Origin of the sequence: Streptomyces sp. NBC_00259 (genome assembly GCF_036181745.1) — a bacterium.
GTDB lineage: Bacteria > Actinomycetota > Actinomycetes > Streptomycetales > Streptomycetaceae > Streptomyces > Streptomyces pratisoli.
On record NZ_CP108080.1, the window covers coordinates 6,324,659 to 6,344,181 of the forward strand.

A 19,523-nucleotide genomic window follows, 5' to 3' on the forward strand; every position below is an offset into this window, starting at 1 on the left:
GGGCCGCCGGTGGTTGTCGGCGGGTACGTCCGTGGTCGTCGGTGCGGTGGCTCAGACGAGCAGCCGCAGTGAGGTGTCCGACACCCCCACCGCGACCGTCTGACCCCAGGTCAGCTCCAGTGCGTCGGACTCCATCCCGTCGCCGAAGGCGACCAGCCGTTCGGACTCCACCGTGAGCCGAAGGTGTCGCCCGGCCGGCAGCACCCCCTCCACCAGTGACGTTCCGGTGGCGGGGGAGGGCCAGGCCTCCCGCACGTACCAGAGGAGCATGGCCTCGGCCGGTGCGGGCAGCGGCCGGCTGCTGCCGCGCTCGCGCCACAGCGAACGCAGCCAGCCGGTGGCTCCGGTGCCCGTGCCGACGAGGACGCCGGAGGACGCCTGGGCCTCCGTCGCGCCGGGCCCGTCGTCGACACCGATCCGGTACCGGGACGTCTGGTGGTCCGGCCGGCCGAGGTAGATCTCGTTGAGCGCGACGAGGCGCTGGGTGTCGTCGGCGACGGCCTCGACCATGGTCAGCTCCTCGGCCGTGGCGCCGCGGGTGACGGCGGCCCGCAGCAGCCGGGCGGTGTCGGCGGCCCGGTGGCGTACGAGCACCCCGGGATTGCGCCCCGGATCGGTGTCGATCCCCACCACCGGCTGCCCGGTCAGGTACTTCGCCGTGTTGGCGACGAGCCCGTCCTGGCCGGCCACGACGACCACGTCCTCGGGTGCGAACAGGAACCGGTCGAGGTCCGCGCGCTCCACCCGCGTCTGCCGCCACTGCACCGGCACGGCCGCCGACACCTCCGCCAGCGTCCGCCGGGTGCGGTGGTGGCGCTCGGCCACGTCCTGGATGCTGCGGCCGCGTGAGGAGAGGAAGAACTCGGCCTGGCCGTGGGTGCCGTGCCGGGCGAGCAGCTCCTCGTACTCGGTGGTGCGGTGCACGAGCACCGCTCGCGGTGCCAGGCTCACGCCGTCCCCGTCCCCGTTCCCGTCCCCGTGGCCGTTCCCGGCCCGCCCAGCCGGGCGAGCAGTCCGGTGAGGACGTCGGGGGAGAGGGTGATGCTGTCGACGCGCGGCAGGTTCTCCGCGAGGCGGGTGACGGCCAGCGCGTGCAGCGTCGCCGGGTCGGTCTCGGCGTGCACGCGCAGCCAGGCGGCCTGGGCCCCGGCGCGCGCCTCGCCGACCTCGCGGGCCGCCGTGGCCTCGGCCTTGGCGATCCGTACCGTGCGGGCGGCTTCCGCCTCGGCGCGTACGGCGTCGGCCGCGGCGCTCTCCTCCGCCTCCCGCCGGGCGTTGGTGCCCTTCTGCTCGACGAGCCGCTCCTCCCTGCGGGCCAGCTCGATCCGGCTGGCGAGCTCGTTCTCGGCGATGGCCCGTTCCCGCTCCACGGCGACGGCACGGCGCTCGTAGGTCGCGCGGTCGGCCTCCTGCTGGATCTGCTCACGGGCCGGGGTGCGCAGCGCCCGTTCGACCTCGGGTTCGGGGCGCAGGGCGATGACGCGTACGGCCACCACCTCGATGCCGGTGGCGCCGAGCCGGGGCTCGCCGCCGAGACCGGCGGAGATCCTCTCCCGTACGGCGGTGACGCCGTCGGCCAGGGCCGCCGACAGCGGCGTACGGGCCAGGACGTCGAGCGCGTGCTGCTGGGCGGTCCCGGTGAGCAGCGTGGAGATCTGCTCCAGCGGGGCGCCGCGCCAGACGCCGGTGTCCGGGTCGATCGAGAAGTCCAGGCGGGCGGCGGCGGTGGCGGGTTCGCTGATCCGGTACGTCACCGTCGCCTGCACCGACACGTCCTGGAAGTCCGACGTCCTGGCGTGGAACGTGACGGCCAGCTCCCGGTCGTCGACGGGTACTTCGGACACGGCGGCGGTCAGCGCCCGGAACCAGAAGCTGAGGCCGGGGCCGTCGTGGACGAGCCGGCCGCGCCGGTGGTGGCGGACATGGACGGTGGGTGCGGAGCGCAGATGGCGCCAGCCGAAGCGCCTGGTGATGTCGGCCATGGAACAACCCCCTTGTTTTCGTCACTACGACGATATCGGCGACCGCCGCTTATCGTCAAGGCGACGAAATGAGCGGGTCGCGCGCTTGCGCCGACCGCGGCACCGCACCAGGCTGACGGCATGGTCACCATCACCGTGCGCAGGGTCTACGACGATCCCCGACCCGACGACGGCACCCGCGTCCTCGTCGACAGGCTCTGGCCCAGAGGGGTCTCCAAGGAGCGGGCGGCGGTCGAGGAATGGCTCAAGGAGGTGGCCCCTTCCGGTGAGTTGCGCACCTGGTACCACAAGGACGCCTCCCGGTACGGGGAGTTCGACGCGCGCTACCGCCAGGAGCTCGAACAGGGCCCGGCCGCGGAAGCCCTGGACCGGCTGCTCGCCCTCGCACGCGGCGGGCCGCTCACCCTCGTCACCTCGGTGAAGCACGTCGAGGGCAGTCATCTCCCGACACTCGTCGACGTGCTGGAGAAGGCGGCTCAGACGCCGCCGAGCCCGTAGACGCGGTCGGCCGTCCCGGCGAACACCTGGGCCTGCTCGTCCTTCGCCAGGTGCTCGGTCAGCGTGCGTGCGCAGGCCAGTACGCCGGCGTACGAGGAAGCCAGCCGGCACACCGGCCAGTCGGAGCCGTACATCGTCCGGGCCGGCCCGAACGCCTCCAGCACCGTGTCCGCGTACGGCCGTAGACCGTCCACCGTCCAGGACGTCCAGTCCGCCTCGGTGACCATCCCGGACAGCTTGCAGACGGTGTTCGGCAGCGCCGCCAGCGCGCGCACCGCGGACCCCCACGGCTCCCGCCCGCCGGTCGCGATCGGCGGCTTGCCCAGATGGTCGAGGACGAACGTCAGCCCGGGGTGGGCGGCGGCCGTCCGCACCGCCGCGTCCAGCTGATGCGGCAGGACCAGCAGGTCGTACACCAGCCCGGCCTCCGCGACCGCGGACAGCCCGCGCCGTACGTCGTCCCGGAGCAGCCAGCCGGGGTCCGGCTCGCCCTGCACCGGATGCCGGATGCCGACGAGCCGTTCCCCGCCGGGAAGTTCACGCAGCGCGGCCAGGGCGCCGGCGACGTCCGGCGCGGTCAGATCCGTCCAGCCGACCACACCCGCGACCGGACCGCCGGCGGCGGCGAGAGCGAGGAACTCGGGAGTCTCCTGCGCCACCGGCACCGTCTGGACGAGGACCGTCGCCTGCACCCCGGCGGCCGCCGTCTCGGCACACAGCTCGGGAAGGAGGAAGTCCCGCCGGATCGCGGCGAGTTCCGGGCCGATCCAGTCCTGGTCGCGCACGGACAGGTCCCACACATGGTGATGGGCGTCGACGATCCGCATGACGGTCACAGCTCCCAGACGACCGGGAGCCCGGCCCCGGCGCCCTCGGCGGAGTAGTCGTGCACCACGTCCAGCAGCTCCGCCATCCGCGCCTGCCACGCGATGTTCACCGGCAGGCCCTCCAGTTCGGCCAGCAGCCGGGCATAGTCCGCGCAGTCGATGACATGGAACAGGTCGGTGCCGCTGCGCCAGATCGTCCACGAGGAGGCCCCGGCGGCACGGATCGCCGCCCGCAGCTCCGCGGGCACCTCCCGGTGCGCCGCCTCGTACTCCCCGACCCGGTCGGCGCGGACCCTCGTGTGCAGAGCGACTCTCATACCGGCTGCACCAGCCCTTCCTCCTCCAGCTCCGTCCACAGCTCCTCGGGTACGGGAACGGCCAGCATCGCCGCCGCGTCCTCGATCTCGTACGGGGAACACGCCCCCACGAGCACGCTCGCCACCGCCGGATGCCGGAACGGGAAGGCCAGCGCCGCGGCCCGCAGCGGGACCCCGTGCCGTTCGGTCACGGCCTTCACGCGCAGCGCCCGTTCCAGCACCCGCGCGTCCGCGGGCCGGTAGTCGTAGGCGGCGCCGGGCTTCGGGTCCGCCAGCAGGCCCGAGTTGAACACACCGCCGATGACGACGCTGCGGCCGCGCGCCGCGGCCAGCGGCAGCAACTGCTGGGCGGCGCGCTGGTCGAGCAGGGTGAACCGGCCCGCGCACAGCACCACATCGGCGTCCGTGTCGCGGAGGAAGCGCGTGAGCATCCCGGCCTGGTTCATGCCGGCGCCGATCGCCCGTACGGTGCCCTCCGCGCGCAGTCGCTCCAGCGCCGGATAGGCCTCGCGGAACGCCTGCTCGCCGTGGTCGTCGGGGTCGTGGAGATAGACGATGTCGATCCGGTCCAGACCGAGCCGCCCCAGGCTGTCCTCGATGCTGCGCCGCACCCCGTCCGCGCTGAAGTCCCAGCGGCGGCGGTGCGTAGCGGGCGTCGCGAAGCCGTGGGCGAGGTCGTCGGCGAGGCCGTCGGCGGCGCCGTCGCCGTGCCGTTCGACGGGTTCCAGGATCCGCCCCACCTTCGTGGACAGGGTGAACCCGTCCCGCGGCCGGTCCCGCAGCGCGGCCCCCAGCCGCCGCTCGGACAGCCCGAGACCGTAGTGCGGGGCCGTGTCGAAGTAGCGCACGCCCGCGTCCCAGGCGGCATCGACGGCGGCCGCCGCCGTCTCCTCGGGCACGGCCCTGTAGAGATTGCCGATACCGGCCGCCCCGAAGGACAGCCCGGTCACCGGACAGCCGCTGCGCCCCAGTTCGGTGCTGAGCATCCCGTCGTCGCCCCTGCCCCTTGTCGCCCCGCGTCGGCATCGCGGGCCCGCGTTCGTCCGCGCGCGGGCCACGTGATCCGCATATTTATCAGACCTATGAGGGGCCGCGACACCCTTCTGTCCGAGTTTTCGGGCGCGATCGGAGCGAGGGAGCCGTTATTGATCCGATGAATCATGGGTTGTCCGCCGACTGCCGACTGCCGACTGCCGACTGCCGACTGCCGACTGCCGACTGCCGACTGCCGACTGCCGACTGCGGGCTACCGGCTGCCTGCTACCGGAACCGGCCACCGGCCACCGCTGTCGGACACGGCCTAACGGCCCGCGGCGAAGGCGTCGACGCCGGTGAGCTCCGCCGACAGCTCCCACAGACGTTCCGCCTGCCCGGGATCGGTCGCGTATCCGCGTACGCCGCTGGTCAGCTCGTCCGCATCGTCGGTCAGCGGCTCGGCGATGTCGCAGTCCTCGCAGTAGACGCCGCCGAGGCCCGCCAGTTGCGGGGAGGTCGCCGCCCACACCTGCGTCGCCGCGCCCTGCTCGGGCGTCTTGAAACCGGTGCCGACCGGACGGCCCTGCTCGTCGATCCAGCCACGGCCGAGCATCTCCTCCGTGGAGAGATGACGCGCCAGTTCGGTGAGGATCTGGCCGGGATGGACGGCGAAGGCCCGTACTCCGGCGTCCCGGCCCAGGGCGTCGAGCCGTACGGCGAACAGCACATTGGCCGTCTTGGCCTGCCCGTACGCCTGCCACTTGTCGTAGCCGCGGGCGAAGTGCACGTCGTCCCAGCGGATGCCGGAGAGCTGATGGCCCCGGGAGGACAGCGAGACGACGCGGGCGCCGCCGTCCTCGATGGCCGGCCAGAGCCGGTTGACGAGGGCGTAGTGGCCGAGGTGGTTGGTCGCGAACTGGGCCTCCCAGCCCGGCCGACGCGCCTCTCGGGACTGGCCATGACGCCCGCGTTGTCGACCATCATGTCGATGCCGCGGCCGGAGGCGAGGAACCGCCCGGCGAAACCGCGGACGCTCTCCAGGTCGGAGAGGTCCAGTTCGTCGACCTCCACGTCGCCCTCCATGCCCGCGACCGCTTCCTCGGCGACCGCGCGCCGGCGCGCGGGTACGACGACACGGGCCCCGGCGCCGGCCAGTGCCCGTGTCGTCTCCAGCCCGAGGCCCGAGTACCCGCCCGTGACGATGGCGAGCCGGCCGGTGAGGTCGATGCCCTGCAGAACGTCCCGCGTGGTGCTCCGGGCTCCGAAGCCCGAGCCGATCCTGTGCTGAGGAGTGTTCATGCGTCGACGTTAGGGGGTGTCCGGTGGGTCTTGCTGGGCTCGCGGCGTCATGCGACTCCGTCTCCGGCGTTGTCGTCGGGCGCCAACTCCCCCGTGGCCCTCCGGGCACGGGAGGTACCCCCACCGCGTTGTCTTCCTCCTCCGCCTTGGATCCGAAGCCGCATGACGCGCTCACTGATCCAGCCTGACCCACCGGACACCCCCTAAGCCTTGGAGCGCTCTCGAACGCAAACGCCGGCATGGGGGTGTCGGCGCGGGGCGGCGGCGAGGGCAGGCGCGTCAGCGTGCCTCGTCCAGCCGGGCGCGCTGTTCCGGGGTGAGGTCCAGGTCCACCGCGGCCAGGCTCTCCTCCAGTTGCGCCACCGACGACGCGCCGACCAGCGGAATCACCGGGATCTCACCGCCGATCAGCCAGGACAGCACGACCTGGTTCGGCGTCGCGCCGGTCTCCTTGGACACCGCCCGCAGGGCTTCGAGACGGGCCGGAGTGCCCGCGTGGTCGAGGCCCGGGTCCAGCGGCTTGTCGCCACGCGTGTACGCGCCGCCGAGCAGCGGGGAGTACGCGACCAGCGTCAGCGACGGCTCGTCCCGTACATAGCTGAGCAGATCCCCGGCGACCGCGCCCAGTTCGCCGTCGGCAGAGCGCAGCGTCGGCAGGTCGGTGCGGCGGCGCAGATAGCTGTGGTGGTACTGGAGGACCTCGTAGCCGGGCAGCCCCGCCGCCGCGGCCACGTTCCTCGCCCGCTCCACGCGCCACGCCCAGTGGTTGCTCACCCCCAGCAGCCCGGCCGTGCCGTCGGCGACGAGCCCAGCGAACGCCTCCACGGTCTCGGTCACCGGCACGTCACGGTCCTCCACGTGCGCGTACAGCAGATCCAGCCGGTCCACCCCGAGCCGCTCACGGCTGCGCTCCGCCGACTCACGGATCACCGTGGCCGACAGCCCCTCGATGTCGTGGGAGAAGGTGCTGGTGGGCGTGTTGGGCCGGGCGCCGAGCTTGGTCGCGATGGTGATGCCGTCGCCGACGCCGCGGCTGCGGCGCCACCGTCCGAGGAGTTCCTCGCTCTCCCCGCCCTGCGTACCGTCGACCCAGAACGCGTAGTTGTTGGACGTGTCGATGAACGTGCCGCCGGCCTCGGCGTAGCGGTCGAGAATCGCGAACGACGTCGCCTCGTCGGTGCTCGTGCCGAAGCGCATCGCGCCGAGGCTCAGCACGCTCACCTCCCGGCGGGTCGCCGGGTCCTGACCGATCGTGCGGTAGCGCATGGGAGATCCCCCTCGTGGTCGCTCATCGGTCGTCGACGATGAGCCGCTCGACACTGCCGAGAGGGATGATGGATCTTCGAGTGCGCTCCAAGTCAACTGGGAGCGTCTTCCTCGGCGGACGACAGATGGAACAGACCGCCCTCGGGGTCACGCAGCGTCGCCGTCCGCCCGAGCGCCGAGTCGTGCGGGGGAGTGACGACCGTGCCGTGCGCGGCGGCGGCCCGGGCGGCCGCGGCATCGACGTCGGTGCGGCAGAAGTGGACGTGCCACTTGGGCCGAATGGCGGGATCCGGTGACTGCTGAACGCCGCCGTACAGGCCGGCCACGGTGCGCCCGCCCGCCCGCAGGATCACCCGGTCGTGTTCGTAGCGCACATCGATGACCTCGGGCCCCTGGGCGTCCCATTCGAACACCTCGCCGTAGAACAGGGCGGAGGCGAACGGGTCCCTCGTATGGAGCTCCAGCCATGCCGCGGCGCCGCTTCCGCGCCCCGCGTACCATCCGGCGTCCACCGGCCCCTCCCAGATGCAGAACGCCGCGTCCACCGGGTCGGCGGCCCATGCCATCCGTCCCCGGCCGAACGCGATCGGCCCCACGGCGACGGTGCCACCGCGCTCCCGTACGCGTGAGGCCACCGCGTCCGCGCTGTCCGCGACGAAGTACGCCGTCCAGGCGACGGGCAGCCGGACACCCATGGACTGCGTGGACTCCACCAGGCCCGCGACCGGTTCCCCGTCGGCGTGGGCGACGACATAACCCTGTCCCTGGAGGCCGGGCTCGAACTCCCAGCCCAACACCTCACCGTAGAAGTCCTGGGCGGCGTTCATGTCCTGTGTCGTCAGGCTCACCCAGCAGGGCGTGCCCTGCACCCCACACGCTGTGGCCGCCAAGGCCGCTCACCTCATTCACATCCCGGGGCCGGAAGCCACTCCCTCACACCCTTCAACAGAATCAGGACCGTCGCCACCGCACGCCTGGCGACCGATGCGACGGCACAGCCCGACGGTGCGGAAAACACGTTGGCGCGAGCGCGGTCGCGGGTTAAGGTGGCGTCGCCGCGGTGAAGAGACCCCGTGGCGCAGAGCCAGAAGTGGAACCGGAGGTGAGGACGTTGATGACGGTCATTGCGATGGGCGCCGCCCAGAACCAGAAGATCTTCGTTCCCATTTCCGTGGTCTCCGGCTGACCTTCCTTTCCTCGCACGCCGGTGTGCGTGCGCCGGGGCCACCCGTGTGAAGGGTTCCCCTTGTCTTCCTCTTCCTTCTCTTCTTCGGCTTCTTCTGCTTCGCCGTCACATCCGCTCGCGCCGTACGGCTGGGACGAGGCGCTCGCCGCCGCGTTCGCACCACACGCCGAGCAGGGCCTCGTGCCCGGGCGGGTCGTACGGGTCGACCGCGGGCAGTGCGACGTCGTCACCGCGGCGGGGACCGTCCGCGCCGACACGGCGTTCGTGACGCCCCACGATCCGCTCCGGGTGATCTGCACCGGGGACTGGGCGGCCGTCGACGCGGCCGGCAGCCCGCGCTATGTGCGGACGTATCTGCCGCGGCGTACCGCGTTCGTACGCTCCACCTCCTCGCAGCGGTCCGAGGGCCAGATCCTCGCCGCCAACGTCGACCACGTGATCATCGCGGTCTCGCTCGCCGGTGAACTCGACCTCGGGCGGATCGAGCGGTTCCTGGCGCTGGCCTGGGAGAGCGGCGCGCAGCCGCTCGTCGTGCTCACCAAGGCGGACCTGGTGCCGGACGTGACCGGGCGGTCGTATCTCGTCCAGGACGTGGAGACCGTGGCGCCCGGTGTGCCGGTGCTGCCGGTCAGCTCGCTGACCGGTGAGGGCACGGACGTGCTCGCCGCGGTCGTGGCCGGCGGTACGAGCGTGCTGCTCGGCGTCTCCGGTGCCGGAAAGTCCACGCTGGCGAACACGCTGCTCGGCGAGGACGCCATGGAGGTGCAGGCGGCGCGCGAGGTCGACGGCAAGGGCCGCCACACCACGACGACCCGCAACCTGCTCGTGCTCCCCGGCGGCGGCGTCCTGATCGACACACCCGGTCTGCGCGGGGTCGGGCTCTTCGACGCCGGGAGCGGCGTCGGGCAGGTCTTCTCGGAGATCGAGGACCTGGCCGGGGACTGTCGCTTTCACGACTGCGCCCATGAGGCGGAGCCCGGCTGTGCCGTCCTCGCCGCCGTCGCGGACGGCTCGCTGCCCGAGCGCCGTCTGGACAGCTATCGCAAGCTCCTGCGCGAGAACCAGCGCATCGTCGCGAAGACCGACGCCCGCCTGCGCGCGGAGATCCGCCGCGACTGGAAGCAGAAGCACGCCGAGGGCCGTGCGGCGGCCCAGGCCAAGCGCGGCCGCGTGCGCTGACGTCTGCCCGGGGGCTCCCGCCCCCGGGGACGCCACGCCGCCGTTGCCGGCGGGACCGGACTCTCCGGTCCCGCCGGCGATGGCTGGGAGGCCCACGGGCGCCCGGTCGGGCACGGTGTCCGAAATCCGCCGGAACCATGCCGGGCGCGGGCGGACACTGGACGTGTGAGGGACGAGGACACCAGGTACGAAGCCGTCAGCAGCCGCGACGCCCGGTTCGACGGAGAGTTCTTCTTCGCCGTCCGGACGACCGGGATCTACTGCCGCCCCAGCTGCCCGGCCGTGACGCCCAAGCGGGAGAACGTCCGGTTCTTCCCGACCGCGGCGGCCGCTCAGGGGCATGGTTTCCGGGCCTGCCGGCGGTGCAGGCCGGACGCCGTGCCCGGGTCGGCCGAGTGGAACGTACGGGCCGACGTCGTCGGCCGGGCCGTACGGATGATCGGCGACGGGGTCGTGGACCGCGAAGGCGTGCCGGGGCTCGCGGAGCGGCTCGGCTACAGCGCCCGGCAGGTCCAGCGGCAGCTGAACGCGGAGCTGGGGGCCGGGCCCGTCGCGCTCGCCCGGGCCCAGCGGTCGCACACGGCGCGGGTGCTGCTGCAGACGACCGGGCTGCCGGTCACCGAGATCGCGTTCGCGTCCGGCTTCGCCAGCGTGCGGCAGTTCAACGACACGATCCGGCAGATCTACGCCCGTACGCCGAGCGAACTGCGCGCCGAGGCCGGGACGAAGCGCGCCGCGAGCGCCCCCGCGATCCCGCTGCGGCTCGCCCACCGCGGCCCGTACGCGGCCCGGGAGGTCTTCGACCTGCTCGCGCGGGAGGCCACGGACCGTGTCGAGGAGGTCGTCGGCGCGCCCGGCGCGCGTACGTACCGCCGCACGCTGCGGCTGCCGCACGGATCCGGGATCGCCGCCGTGGACGAGCGGTCGGCCGGGCCGTGGCTGGAGGCCCGGATCCATCCGGCCGATCTGCGCGATCTGACCACCGCCGTCCAGCGGCTGCGCCGCCTGTTCGACCTGGACGCCGACCCGTACGCCGTGACAGAGCGCCTGTCCGCCGACCCGGCGCTCGCGCCGCTCGTCGCCGCCCGCCCCGGGCTGCGTTCACCCGGTACCGCCGAGCCCGAGGAGTTCGCGATCCGGACGCTCGTCGGTGCCGAGGAGTCCGCGCGGCTGGTCGAGACGTACGGCAAGATCCTGGACCGGCCCAGCGGCGGGCTCACCCATCTCTTCCCCGAACCGCAGACGCTGACGGACCATCCCGTCGCCGGGCCGCTCGCGGCCGCGCTCGCCGACGGGCGGGTACGGCTCGACCCCGGCGCCGACCGCGACGAGGCCGAGCGCGCCCTGCTCGCCGTGCCCGGCGTGTCCCCCCGGACCGCCGCGCTCATCCGGATGCGCGCCCTCGGCGACCCGGACGTCGCCCCGGACGGCGAGCCCGACGCCGAGCCTGATGCCGAGCCTGACGGCGGGCCCGACTCCGGGCCTGACTCCGGGCCTGACGCCGTGGCCGGCTCCGTGGCCGGCTCCGTGTCCGGCGACGAGGCCTGGCGGCCGTGGCGCTCGTACGCCGTCCGCCATCTCGAAGCCGCCGGCCACTGACCGGCCGTCCCCCGGCAGAGGCGCCTCCTCTTCTAGGGAGAGGGCTCCTCCAGACCCCAGCTGTGGATCTTCCGCGGATGGATGCGGATGACCTCCTCGCTGAAGTGCGGCCCCAGCGCGTGCGGCCCGGTGAGCAGTTCCGCCTCCCCCCGGATGTCGACCCCGCGCACCCGCCACGGCCGCTCGCTCACGATGTCGTCGACGACGAGCGCGACCTTCGGGTTCGCCCGCAGATTGCGCCACTTCTTCGTCTTCCCCATGGCCAGCCCGCCGATCAGGATCGTGCCGTCGTCCTGCGGGAAGAAGCCGACCGGGTTGGCCTGGGGGCGGCCCTCGGGGTCGACGGTCGCCATCCGCCCGAGCCTCTGTGTCCTCAGATACGCGCGCTCCGCCTCGCTGAATTCGGTCATACGGCCAGCATCACGCCCGTACGCCGCCCCCGCATCGGGCGCGGGTCCCGCACCGGGCCGGGACAGGACGTAGGACCGAGGACGGACCACCGCGGCCGCACTCACGCCGGCAGGCCCCAGGGCGCTGCCGGCGCGTTCGGCGTGACCGGCCGGACGACCGGATCCGGGCGGTCGCCGCGCGCGGTGATCAGCGCCGAGTCGCCACGGCGCAGCGCGATGCGCACGGTCCCCTCACCCGCGTCCTCGTACCGCAGGAGGCGCCCCCGACCGTCCCGTACGTCGACCGGGCCCTCGATCCCATGGCGTACGACGCACGGCTCGCCCGCCTCGCTGACCAGCCGCACCCACCGGGTCACGCCGTCCTGGCGCACCGCGCTCAGCAGGAACGCGCCCTGGGTGCGGAAGTCGTGGACCGTCAGGTCCCGCCAGGCGTCCGGGACCGCGGGGAAGACGCGGATGACGTCGCCCCAGGACTGGCAGACCATGTCGTGCACCGACTGGGCCGCCGACAGCGGTGTCTCGATGACCGGACCGGACTCCTTGTACATCGTGTTCGGCCGGATGAAGCGGCGCATCAGCTCGCCCAGGTACCCGAGCGCGTCCTCGCCCTTGCCGAGCAGCGCCGACATCGACGCGGCGCCCGTGAACGTGTAGCCCTGCAGCGCCCCTTCGAAGCTCACCCAGTGGTTCAGTGACGTCTCGATCAGCGCCCGCTCCTCGGCCGTGCGGCCCGTGATCTCGTACAGCGGGTAGACCGCGAGGAGATGGGAGTAGTGACGGTGGGACTTCGCGAAGGGGACCCCGGCGCCGATCATGTAGCCGTTGGCGTCCACCGGGTAGGGAACCAGCTTCGCGAGCACCTCCTCCCAGCGGCCGGACAGCGGGTCCTCGACGCCCAGTTCGCGCGCCGAGTCGAGGAGGGTGCGGCAGCCCCAGCGCAGCAGCATCAGGTCGTAGTTGCAGTCCGGTGCGTCCACGCCGTACTCGGGCGAGAACGTCGCCGGCAGGTGGAGCTTGCCGTCCGCGCCCGGGGTGAGGAAGCGCAGGTAGTAGTTGACGGCCTTGCGCAGCAGCGGGAAGAGGGTGTCGCGCAGGACCGTCCGGTCCATGGTGTGGCGGTAGGACAGCCAGACGTTGTGCAGGGCCCAGACGAGATTGCCGACCTCCGGGGTGGGCGGGTTCCGGCCGGGGATGCCGACGCCGTAGCCGTTGCTCGTGGGGGTGTTCGGGCCGTTGCGCAGACGGATGTCGGTGGTGCGCGGGACACCGGCACAGTCGCCGCGGTAGGCGGGGGCCACTTCGGCGGTCAGCTGGTCCCGGTACTCGCCGAGCGCCCGGGTGACGGCGTCGAGTTCGAGATGGTTCGAGCCGTGGATCAGCCAGTACTCCAGCTGGACGTTGAGGTTCCACCAGGTGGCGGGCCACGGGGTGGGCTCCAGCCAGGGGCCGCACGTCGCCATCACGGGCGCGTCGCGCCGGGCCGCGGACGCCGCCTTGTACAGCTGGATCCAGTAGAACCGCTGCAGCCGTGCGTCCGGCAGCGACAGGAAACTCCTGCGGTAGTAGCGCTGCCACCAGCCGCGGTGCGGCAGCGCGAGGACGTCGTACGGCACCGCCGACGCGCCCCGTACGGACTTCAGCGCCCGCTCGCGCGCCGTCGGCCGGGGGAAGGAGTGCGCGACGGACACGTACAGGGTGCGCCGCTCGCCACGGGTGGTCTCGCCCCAGGCCGTGACGTGCTGCCCGCCCGCGAGCAACGGCTGTACGGCGGCGGTCAGTTCGCCGTGCCGCTCGATCACGGCCGGGGGATTGCCCTGGTAGCCGTCGGGCCGCGGGTGGAACGCGGCGCGCGGGCTGATCGCCTCGGCCGGATGGAAGACCCAGCGGAAGTCCCGCTCACCCGCGCTCGGTTCGATCTCCACGGTGAGCACCGGGGCGGAGGTGTGGACGAAGGCGCGCAGCCGCAGTGTGCCGGCGGTGGTGGTGAGAGTGCCGGTCAGTTCGGCGTCGCGCAGGCCGAGCCGGCAGTCGATTCCGGTGATGGTGCCGACGGGTTCGAGGGTGAAGTGCCCGATGGGCAGCCGTGCGAGACCGAAGAGGGAACCGAACTCGGGCCGCTGGTCCTGTACTTCGGAGTGCTGGACGTTGAAGCGTACGGCTTTCGTCGCCGCGCCGGGTTCGGCGTAGATCCCGGAGCCGAGCAGGCCGTTGCCGAGGTACGGGCCTTCGTACCAGGTCGTCGGCATCCGCTGCCAGACGAGGTCGGCGTCGTCCAGGACCGTGCGCCAGATGTCCTCACGGGGCCCGGCGGCCGCGGCGCCCTGCGCGCCGCCGTCGGCCAGGGGCTCCGCGGCCCGCGCCGGTGCGGACGCGATGCCGGGCCCGACGAGCGCGGCGCCGGCCGCGGCCGCCGTACCGCCGGCGAGAACGGATCTTCTGGACGGGTTGACCATGACGTCATCTCCCATACATCGGAGCTATTCCCTGACGGAAGGTAGGGAAGGGGGAGTTGGGCGTCAAGAGAGGGGGAGAGATCCGATGTGTTGTGGAGTCAGTTCGCCGTTGGGGCTGAAGCCGGGTCAACGCTGGCCAGACCAGGGCGAGTTGCCTCACGGCCCTCGCGCGCGGGGCCCCGACCGCGCCGGGGCGGGCGCCGTGCGCCTACGAGTGCGGGACTCGGACCTGCCGGCCTCCGCCTCGTGTCACGGGGCCGTTCCGTAGCCGGCTACCGCCGACTGCCGTGCCGCGCGCACTTCTCCCGCGCCTGTCGCGTGCGCTTTCCGGTGTGCCCTGCGGGCTACCGTACGTGCCTTCGTGTCACGGGTCGTTCCGTGGGCCGCCGCTGGCTGCCCTGCCGCGCGCACCCGGCTGCGTCCATCGCGCCGGGCCTCGAGCGCCTTCCGGTGTGCCCCGCGGGCTACCGCACGCGCCCCCGCGTCACGGGTCGTTCCGCGGGCCGCCGCCAGGTGTCGTGGCGCGGGCCCCGGGTGTGGAGCGGGCCACCCAGCCCTTCTCGTACGCGTGCCATCCGAGCTGCAGCCGGGTCGTCACACCCGTCAGTTCCATCAGCCCCTTCACCCGTCGCTGCACGGTCCGCAGCCCGAGATCCAGTTGCTTGGCCACGCTCGCGTCCGTCATCCCCGCCAGCAGCAGCGAGAGGATCTCCAGATCCGCGGAGTCCGGGCCCGGCGCCTCCTCCTCGCTCACCGCGGCGCCCGCACCCAGTCGCAGGGGCAGTGCCTCCCGCCACACCGCCTCGAACAGTCCCATCAGCGATTCCAGCAGTCCGCTCGCGTGCACCACCAGCGCCGCCGGTTCCGAGCCCCGCCCGCTCAGCGGGACCATCGCCAGCGTCCGGTCCGCGACGACGAGTTTGGTCGGCACCCGGTCCACGACGCGGACCAGCTCGTCGCGGCCGAGCGAGGCCGCGACCTCGGTGACCCCGGTCGGCAGCGTCAGCACCTCGCGCTCGATGACGATGCGGTACGCCACCCCCCGCCGGGCCGCCGTCTCCTCCGCCTCGTTGTCCATCCCCGACACCGCCACCGGCTTCCCGTTGACCAGCGCGCACACCTCGTCCGTCGCGCCCAGCTGGAGCTGCAGAAAGCGGTGCGCCACCGCGCTCGCGCCGGTGACCACCTCGACCAGGTCGTGCACCGCCGGTTCCGTGGACTCCGCCCGGTACTCCTCGGCGAGCAGCGCCGCCGCCAGCTCCGCCTGCTCCAGCTCATGACGGTGCTGGGTGAGCAGCGCGCCCAGGGCGACACCGGGCGGAGCCGCCACCCAGCGGCCCGCCCTGGCGGACGACTGCGCGGCCAGCCCGTGCTGTTCCAGCACGCGCAGCGCCCGCTCGGTCTCCGGTTCCGCGAGCGCGAGTCGGTGCGCCAGATCGGTGACCTCCGCGGCGCCGAGCGCCACCAGTGCGCGGTACGCCGACTCCTGTCTCGCGTCGAGACCTATCGCTCCCAGCACCCCTGACCCCTCCCCGGACCTGGTGATTCACCCTACGGCGGACATGATCGTGGCGGAAACCGGCCACGGCGTAAACCCGCCGCGCACATCATCCCTGCACCATCCTCCGCTCTGCGAAGGTGGCCGCCACCGCAGCACCAATAGCCACCGGACATGCGGCATTTGCCTGTCTGTGGTCCGGAATCAACTGGGGAGAGCGATGCGTCCGACAATGCGCACGGTCATGGGTGCGGCCACCGCCGCCGTCCTGGCCGCCACCGCGGTCGGTCCGTCCGTGGCCGCCGGGCCGCGGGACGGAGCGGCAGACGGCAGACCCCTGACGGGCAGCCGGGCGGCGGCCGCCGCCGAGGCGCGGTCCGTCACCGTCACGCTCGTCACCGGGGACCGCGTCGTGGTACGCGGCGCCGGCACGGCGAGCCCCGCCGCCGCGGCCCTGCCGCGCGAGGACGGCTCCGTACCGCTGCTGCAGACCCGCCAGTCGGGCAAGGACCTGTACGTCTACCCCGAGGGCGCGGCCGCCGCGCTCGCCGCCGGCCGGGTCGACCAGGAACTGTTCAACGTCACCGGGCTGATCCGCCAGGGCTACGACGACGCGCACAGCACCTCCCTGCCGCTGATCGCCGTCTACGGCACCGACGTCGCCCGCTCCGCCCCGGCGACGCCCCGCGGCGCCGAGCGCTCCCTCGTCCTGGACGCCGTGGACGGCGTCGCGCTGAAGGCCGACAAGAAGCAGGCCGCCGGATTCTGGGCCGACGTCACGAGCCCCCGCTCCCGCGCCTCCGCCGGGCTGACCAAGCTCTGGCTCGACCGCAAGGTGCGGGCCACGCTCGACCGTTCGACGGCGCAGGTCCACGCCCCCGAGGCATGGGCCGCCGGCTACGACGGCAAGGGCACCAAGGTCGCCGTCCTCGACACCGGCGCGGACGCCGAGCACCCCGACCTCAAGGGCCGTATCACCGCCCAGGAGAACTTCACCGACTCCGCGGACGCGGGCGACCGTCAGGGCCACGGCACCCACACCATCTCCACCGTCGGCGGCTCCGGCGCCGCGAGCGGCGGCAGGAAGAAGGGCGTCGCCCCCGGCGCCGAACTCCTCAACGGCAAGGTCCTCAACGACTACGGCAGCGGCGCCACGTCCTGGATCATCGCCGGCATGCAGTGGGCCGTCGACCAGAAGGCCGACGTCGTCTCCATGAGCCTCGGCAGCCAGGTCCCGACCGACTGCACCGACCCGATGAGCGTCGCCGCCGAGCAACTCTCCCAGAGCAACGGCACCTTGTTCGTCGTCGCGGCCGGCAACTCGGGCCCCGCGCTCAACACCGTCTCCTCGCCCGGCTGCGCGCCCGGTGTCCTCACCGTCGGCGCCGTGGACCGCGACGACTCCACCGCGAGCTTCTCCAGCCTCGGCCCGGCCATCGTCTCGCACACCCTCAAGCCCGAGATCGCCGCGCCCGGCGTCGACATCTCCGCCGCCGCGGCGGGCGGCCGCGGCGTCCACGCGTACCGGTCGATGTCCGGTACGTCGATGGCCACCCCGCATGTCGCGGGCGCCGCCGCCATACTCAAGCAGCGCCATCCCGACTGGACCGCCCAGCAGCTCAAGGCCGCGCTCGTGTCGTCGGCGAAGGCCACGATCCCCGGCGACGTACGCGAGACCGGCGCGGGCCGTCTCGACGTCAAGGCCGCCCTCGACACCACCGTCACCGGCGCCCCCGCCGTCCAGGGCGGCACCTTCAACTGGCCCCAGGACAGCAGCGACCGCGCCACCGCCACGCTGCCCTACACCAACCACGCGGCCGCGCCCGTGAAGCTGGACCTCTCCGTCGAGAAGGTCACCGGCAACGACGGCTCACGCATCCGCTCCACCGTCGCCCGGCTGGGCGCGCGCTCCGTCACCGTCCCCGCCGGCGCGACCGTCGAGGTCCCCCTGACCCTGGACCCCGCCGCCCGCCTCGACCGCGCGCAGTACGGCGACGTCACCGGCCGGATCCTCGCGACCGTGCGCGGCGCAGCCGTGGTCTCCACCCCGTTCTCGCTGTACGTCGAACCGGAGACCGTCACCCTGCGCGTCAAGCTCGTCGACCGCGCGGGCAGGCCCGCCGCCGGCGCGTCGTCCCTCGACGTCATCGGCACCGACACCGCCACCGGTGAGCGCCGCTTCAACGACGGCGCCACCGACCAGGTGTACCGGCTGCGCCCCGGCTCGTACTTCCTCTCCGCCTTCGCCGCCGTCACCGGCACCGCCGACGGACAGGACAGCGTCACCTACCTCGGCCGCCCGCAACTGGAGCTGACGAAGGACACGACGGTCGTCCTCGACGCCCGCAAGGCCCACCGGCTGCGGGTGGAGACCGACAAGCCGGGCGAGAACCGCGCCGGCACCCTCGCCTTCGCCCGCTCCTGGGACGACACCTGGCTGCACGCCGGCACGATCACCGGCGGCCGCCAGATCCAGCGGTACTACGCCTCCGTCGACGGACGGGCCACCGACGGCGACTTCGAGTTCGGCAGCTACTGGCGCCGCTACGCCCCGCAGATCGTTGAACTCGCCGTGACCGGCGGCCCCGCGCTGCACCCGCTGACCTCCGGATTCGGCGCGGCGAACCTCGACGGCAGCGGCTCGGCGCGGCTCGTGGACGCCGGATCCGGTACGCCGGAGGAGCTCGCCGCCGCCGGTGCCAAGGGCCGTGTCGTCCTCGTCCGGGTCGCCGACGACAGCACCGTGGTCGGCCGGCAGGCCCAGGACGCCAAGGCCGCCGGCGCCGTCGCGCTGATCGCCCACCGCGCCGCGCCCGGCACCTGGTACCCGTCCGCGGGCTTCCTCGGCGCCCAGCTGCCCGCACTCTCCGTGCCCTCCGACGAGGCCGCCGGTCTGCTGACGCGGCTCGCGGCCGGACCGGTCACGCTGCGCTGGAAGGCCACGGCGAAGAGCCCGTACGTGTACAACCTCGCCTTCCCGGAGGACGGACCGGTCACCTCCGAGCGCACCTACCGGGTCCGTGACGCGAAGCTCGGCGCCACCGAGGCCATGTACCGCGCGATGGGCACACCCGCCGACTACCTCGACAGCGTGTCCGCGGTGCGGCCCGGCAGCGGCCAGCGGATCTACCTCGGCGGACTCGTCGACGTGGTCTCCGCGCCGGGCAGGCGCACCGAGTACCACACGGCCGGGGACACCACCTACGCGCAGACGGTCTCCAGCAGCTTCCCCTGGGGGGAGTTCATGGAGGGCGCCCCGCACACGTACAAGAGCGGCCAGCGGCGCGGCGAGTCGTGGTACGGCGGTGTCGTCGCACCGGCCGCCCCGCGCGACCCGGCCACCGGCGAGCCGGTCCTCGTCGCCGAGCGACAGGGCGATCTGATCGGTGTCGCGACCGCGTTCTGGGGCGACGGCGAACACGCGGGCCAGGCCGGATCGTTCGGCGACATCGGCAACATGACGCTCAAGCGGGACGGCGAGGAGATCGGCGACTCGCCCTACCCGTTCGGGGTCTTCCAGGTGCCGGCGGACGACGCGGCGTACGAACTCGCCCTGAACACCATGAAGGTCGGGCAGCCCGCGGCGGTCTGGAAGCGGTCGACGGAGGTGTCCACGGTCTGGACGTTCCGTTCCGCACGCGACGAGAGCGCGTACTCTCAGGGCATCCCCGTCCTCTTCCCGGTGATCGGGCTTCCCGAGGACGAGCTCAAGACCCTCCCGGCGGCCGACGGCCAGAAGCTCACGCTCCGGGTGTCGGGGCACGCGGGGTACACCCCGGGTGCGCTGGTCTCGGCCAAGCTGTCCTACTCGTACGACGGCGGCACGACCTGGACCGAGGCGAGGACGTCACGGCAGGGCGGCGCCTGGACGGCGAGCGTGGACCACGCCGGCAGGAGCGGCGCGCCCGTGACCCTCAGGACCGAACTCACCGACGCGAACGGCAACTCCGTCACCCAGACAGTGGTGCGCGCCTACGACGTGCGCTGACCACCCGAACGTCCGCCGGGTGTCCTTCCCGTGGGGGGTGGGGCCG

General features: G+C 73.1%; 14 protein-coding genes and 1 pseudogene. 4 read left to right on the forward strand and 11 right to left on the reverse strand.

Annotation, left to right across the window (positions count from 1 at the left end; all coding sequences use genetic code 11):
* Window positions 1-51: 51 nt before the first annotated feature.
* Both OG766_RS28440 and OG766_RS28445 read right to left on the reverse strand, forming a co-directional pair.
* Window positions 52-951: a hypothetical protein gene (locus tag OG766_RS28440; RefSeq protein ID WP_266387485.1), complete on the reverse strand. Its 900-nt coding sequence runs from the start codon at window positions 949-951 to the stop codon at window positions 52-54.
* Window positions 948-1,982 carry an SPFH domain-containing protein gene (locus tag OG766_RS28445; RefSeq protein ID WP_266387482.1) on the reverse strand — a complete coding sequence of 345 codons (1,035 nt, stop codon included), beginning with the start codon at window positions 1,980-1,982 and terminating at the stop codon, window positions 948-950. Before OG766_RS28445 ends, OG766_RS28440 begins: the two co-directional genes overlap by 4 nt.
* 120 nt (window positions 1,983-2,102) lie before the next feature.
* Between OG766_RS28445 and OG766_RS28450 the strand changes: the two genes are divergently transcribed.
* The gene (locus tag OG766_RS28450) at window positions 2,103-2,480 is read left to right on the forward strand and encodes a DUF488 domain-containing protein (RefSeq protein ID WP_266387479.1); all 378 of its coding nucleotides are present in this window, start codon (window positions 2,103-2,105) and stop codon (window positions 2,478-2,480) included.
* Here the strand turns inward: OG766_RS28450 and OG766_RS28455 are convergent.
* The 6 genes and pseudogenes from OG766_RS28455 to OG766_RS28480 form a co-directional block, all read right to left on the reverse strand.
* A complete protein-coding gene (locus OG766_RS28455; protein ID WP_328726508.1) occupies window positions 2,459-3,307 on the reverse strand; it encodes an amidohydrolase family protein in 849 nt (282 codons plus the stop codon). The genes OG766_RS28450 and OG766_RS28455 overlap by 22 nt on opposite strands.
* A gap of 5 nt (window positions 3,308-3,312) precedes the next feature.
* Entirely contained in the window at window positions 3,313-3,624 is a 312-nt protein-coding gene (locus OG766_RS28460) for an L-rhamnose mutarotase (RefSeq protein ID WP_266387473.1), read from the reverse strand.
* Complete coding sequence (locus OG766_RS28465) at window positions 3,621-4,610, reverse strand: aldo/keto reductase (protein WP_266387471.1); 990 nt, start codon at window positions 4,608-4,610, stop codon at window positions 3,621-3,623. The genes OG766_RS28460 and OG766_RS28465 overlap by 4 nt, the downstream gene beginning before the upstream one ends.
* Before the next feature lie 314 nt (window positions 4,611-4,924).
* A pseudogene (locus OG766_RS28470) lies at window positions 4,925-5,898 on the reverse strand (SDR family NAD(P)-dependent oxidoreductase).
* A gap of 279 nt (window positions 5,899-6,177) precedes the next feature.
* The gene (locus OG766_RS28475; protein WP_266387469.1) at window positions 6,178-7,164 is read right to left on the reverse strand and encodes an aldo/keto reductase; all 987 of its coding nucleotides are present in this window, start codon (window positions 7,162-7,164) and stop codon (window positions 6,178-6,180) included.
* A 92-nt stretch (window positions 7,165-7,256) separates the two neighbouring features.
* Entirely contained in the window at window positions 7,257-8,033 is a 777-nt protein-coding gene (locus OG766_RS28480) for a VOC family protein (RefSeq protein WP_266388786.1), read from the reverse strand.
* A gap of 377 nt (window positions 8,034-8,410) precedes the next feature.
* Here OG766_RS28480 and rsgA point away from each other — a divergent pair, with 377 nt between their 5' ends.
* Together rsgA and OG766_RS28490 are read left to right on the forward strand one after the other, a co-directional pair.
* On the forward strand, window positions 8,411-9,529 hold the full coding sequence (rsgA, locus tag OG766_RS28485) for a ribosome small subunit-dependent GTPase A (protein ID WP_266387466.1): 1,119 nt from the start codon (window positions 8,411-8,413) through the stop codon (window positions 9,527-9,529).
* A gap of 165 nt (window positions 9,530-9,694) precedes the next feature.
* Complete coding sequence (locus OG766_RS28490; protein WP_328726510.1) at window positions 9,695-11,128, forward strand: DNA-3-methyladenine glycosylase 2 family protein; 1,434 nt, start codon at window positions 9,695-9,697, stop codon at window positions 11,126-11,128.
* A gap of 32 nt (window positions 11,129-11,160) precedes the next feature.
* Here the strand turns inward: OG766_RS28490 and OG766_RS28495 are convergent, their stop codons facing one another.
* The 3 genes from OG766_RS28495 to OG766_RS28505 all read right to left on the reverse strand — a co-directional run bounded on the left by OG766_RS28495 (window position 11,161) and on the right by OG766_RS28505 (window position 15,510).
* Window positions 11,161-11,538 carry a PPOX class F420-dependent oxidoreductase gene (locus OG766_RS28495; protein ID WP_266387460.1) on the reverse strand — a complete coding sequence of 126 codons (378 nt, stop codon included), beginning with the start codon at window positions 11,536-11,538 and terminating at the stop codon, window positions 11,161-11,163.
* Window positions 11,539-11,639: 101 nt separating this feature from the next.
* On the reverse strand, window positions 11,640-14,006 hold the full coding sequence (locus OG766_RS28500) for a glycosyl hydrolase family 95 catalytic domain-containing protein (protein WP_266387457.1): 2,367 nt from the start codon (window positions 14,004-14,006) through the stop codon (window positions 11,640-11,642).
* A 469-nt stretch (window positions 14,007-14,475) separates the two neighbouring features.
* On the reverse strand, window positions 14,476-15,510 hold the full coding sequence (locus OG766_RS28505) for a helix-turn-helix transcriptional regulator (RefSeq protein WP_266387454.1): 1,035 nt from the start codon (window positions 15,508-15,510) through the stop codon (window positions 14,476-14,478).
* Between the two features lie 199 nt (window positions 15,511-15,709).
* On the opposite strand from OG766_RS28505, the gene OG766_RS28510 reads away from it, so the two are divergent.
* Window positions 15,710-19,477, forward strand: coding sequence for a S8 family peptidase (locus OG766_RS28510; protein ID WP_328726511.1), 3,768 nt, complete (start codon window positions 15,710-15,712; stop codon window positions 19,475-19,477).
* The last annotated feature ends 46 nt before the right edge of the window (window positions 19,478-19,523 follow it).